This window comes from Corynebacterium sp. HMSC076D02 (assembly GCF_001813815.1).
Classification (GTDB): Bacteria; Actinomycetota; Actinomycetes; order Mycobacteriales; family Mycobacteriaceae; genus Corynebacterium; species Corynebacterium simulans.
In genome coordinates this window covers 1-1,992 of the sequence record NZ_KV814014.1, presented here as the reverse complement: position 1 = coordinate 1,992, position 1,992 = coordinate 1, and the positions used below count along the sequence as shown (strand labels likewise).

The 1,992-nt window shown below is 57.1% G+C and carries 4 protein-coding genes; 1 reads left to right on the top strand and 3 read right to left on the bottom strand.

Going from position 1 to position 1,992, the window contains the following annotated elements; genetic code table 11:
• Positions 1-104 precede the first annotated feature (104 nt).
• The 3 genes from HMPREF2935_RS13100 to HMPREF2935_RS00045 all read right to left on the bottom strand — a co-directional run bounded on the left by HMPREF2935_RS13100 (position 105) and on the right by HMPREF2935_RS00045 (position 1,424).
• On the bottom strand, positions 105-254 hold the full coding sequence (locus HMPREF2935_RS13100) for a hypothetical protein (RefSeq protein ID WP_165033318.1): 150 nt from the start codon (positions 252-254) through the stop codon (positions 105-107).
• A gap of 310 nt (positions 255-564) precedes the next feature.
• Positions 565-1,158, bottom strand: coding sequence for a recombinase family protein (locus HMPREF2935_RS00050; protein ID WP_070524737.1), 594 nt, complete (start codon positions 1,156-1,158; stop codon positions 565-567).
• Positions 1,158-1,424, bottom strand: coding sequence for a hypothetical protein (locus tag HMPREF2935_RS00045; RefSeq protein ID WP_198530996.1), 267 nt, complete (start codon positions 1,422-1,424; stop codon positions 1,158-1,160). The genes HMPREF2935_RS00050 and HMPREF2935_RS00045 overlap by 1 nt, the downstream gene beginning before the upstream one ends.
• Positions 1,425-1,600: 176 nt before the next feature.
• Here HMPREF2935_RS00045 and HMPREF2935_RS00040 point away from each other — a divergent pair.
• A partial coding sequence (locus tag HMPREF2935_RS00040) for a TetR/AcrR family transcriptional regulator (protein WP_070731500.1) occupies positions 1,601-1,992 on the top strand: 392 nt, incomplete at its 3' end.

Here is a 1,992-nt window from a genome sequence, read left to right as displayed (position 1 = left end):
CGCGCGCACATTAGCCTAAGACATGACAGCATGGTTCGTCCCTGACCCATCGCTGCACATAAAAATAACCCCAACCGACTGCGAATCGGCTGGAGTTATCGGACCTAAAGGCCCATGTGAAGCATCGCCTCAACGAGCTTCACGATTGCGGTCGCAAGAACTATGACCTTGGTAGCCACATCGAGCCAGTCAAGCTTGGTGGCATCAAGGTCTTTTCTTTTGCGACCGGGCGTTTCCAATGAGTGTCTACCCATCGGTCACCTCCCTAACGTCGTAGAGTTGTCCACTCGCCGTCTAGGCGCGCAGAACAGCCCACGTACACGCGCGGACCTAACCGCGCACCGACGAGGAAGTCACGCCCACGCCCCACCACAGGTGGTGGGGCATGATTGTGAACCGGCACTAACGTTAGCAGTAACGCTGGACCGAAAAGGGGCCGGTGGTCTCCGCAGAGAAGTAAAAGGCAGACAGCATCGAATTCCCATGCAGCCAGCCCAATCTGCGCATATTTACGCATACGAACCCCGGTCAAGTTGCGCTGATTTACCGTTACGGCTGCGTCTTTTAGGCGTTTTTCAATGCTCGATACACGGTAGGACGGGTGACCCCAAACTCTCGCGCTAGTGCGGCTTTCGACTCCCCTGCCAGCACACGCTGCTTAATCTCCACTACTTGCTGCGGGCTAAGAGCAGGCTTGCGCCCTTTGTATTTGCCGGCCTTTTTCGCCAACGCAATCCCCTCCGCCTGGCGCTCACGAATAATAGCCCGCTCAAACTCCGCAAACGAACCCAAAATACCTAGCATTAAATCCGCACGCGGGTCACTAGCACCCTTCGAGAACGATAGGTTCTCGTGCAGGAAAGTAACAGTCACACCCTTGTCGGTGAGCTCATCAACGATGCCACGCAGATCCGTTAGAGATCGGGCGAGGCGATCAATCGACGAGACGACGAGCTCGTCACCATCGCGCACATACGCCATACACTCGACAAGCCCAGGGCGGGCAGTCTTCGTGCGGCCGGAAATCTTATCTTCAAAGAACCGGTCAATCCTGCCGGAAGCATTGAGTAGTTCTTTCTGGCGCTGATTATTCTGCTCCACCGTCGAAACACGGATATAGCCCACCCGCTGCCCACGGGAGCCGGAGTCGTTGGCCATTAGTCTTCGCCCCGCGAGGGGTTAAAGGCAGCATTCTCCTGTTCTATGACCGCATCACGATAAGACTCGATTGCATCCGAGAGGGCATAAAGCTGAATACCGTCGAGGGCATCAGCGTCAGCGAGCAAGGATTGCACAATCCTGCCCAACGCCTGCTGCCCCGACGACAACCCACCATGCAGTTTTTTCACCCGCGCCAACGCAGGCACTGCGTCAATATGACTTTCAACATGGAAACCATCCGGCGACAACACCACAACCACCACTCTCTGTAAACCTAAGACCTAGACCCTGCTGTACATCTGTAAAACAATTCCTGAATCTACCCTATTTTACGCGCAACTTGCTGGCATGGATGCCCGTAAAACTAGGGTGTACCCCAGGTGCCCCTACCAGCGGCCGCAGTTGAAGGCTTCACCTACCAAATGGTAAAGTTAGCTATATGCGAACCAGTCAGCGCTCCGAGATCCTGGAAGCTGCCCTCCGCGTCATGAACGCAGCGGAGGGTGGCGACATTACCCTTGACGCAGTGGCCCACGAGGCCGGGCTCACCAAACCGGGATTGCTATATCACTTCCGCAACCGCGACGTACTGCTCGCCGCGATCGTCGACCACGCTGCGGCCAACGTCGAGAACGACATGACTGCCACCCTTGGCAAGCCCCTCGAGAACGCCAACGCCACCGAGCGGCTCCTGAGCTACGTTCACGTCGCCGCCCACGGGGCCGCCAAGCGCGCCGAGTTCATCATCTGGGGCCAAGCGACGTATCGGCCCGAACTCACCGAACCGTGGACTACGCGGATGGGCCGCTGGCTCGAACTCCCGGACGATCT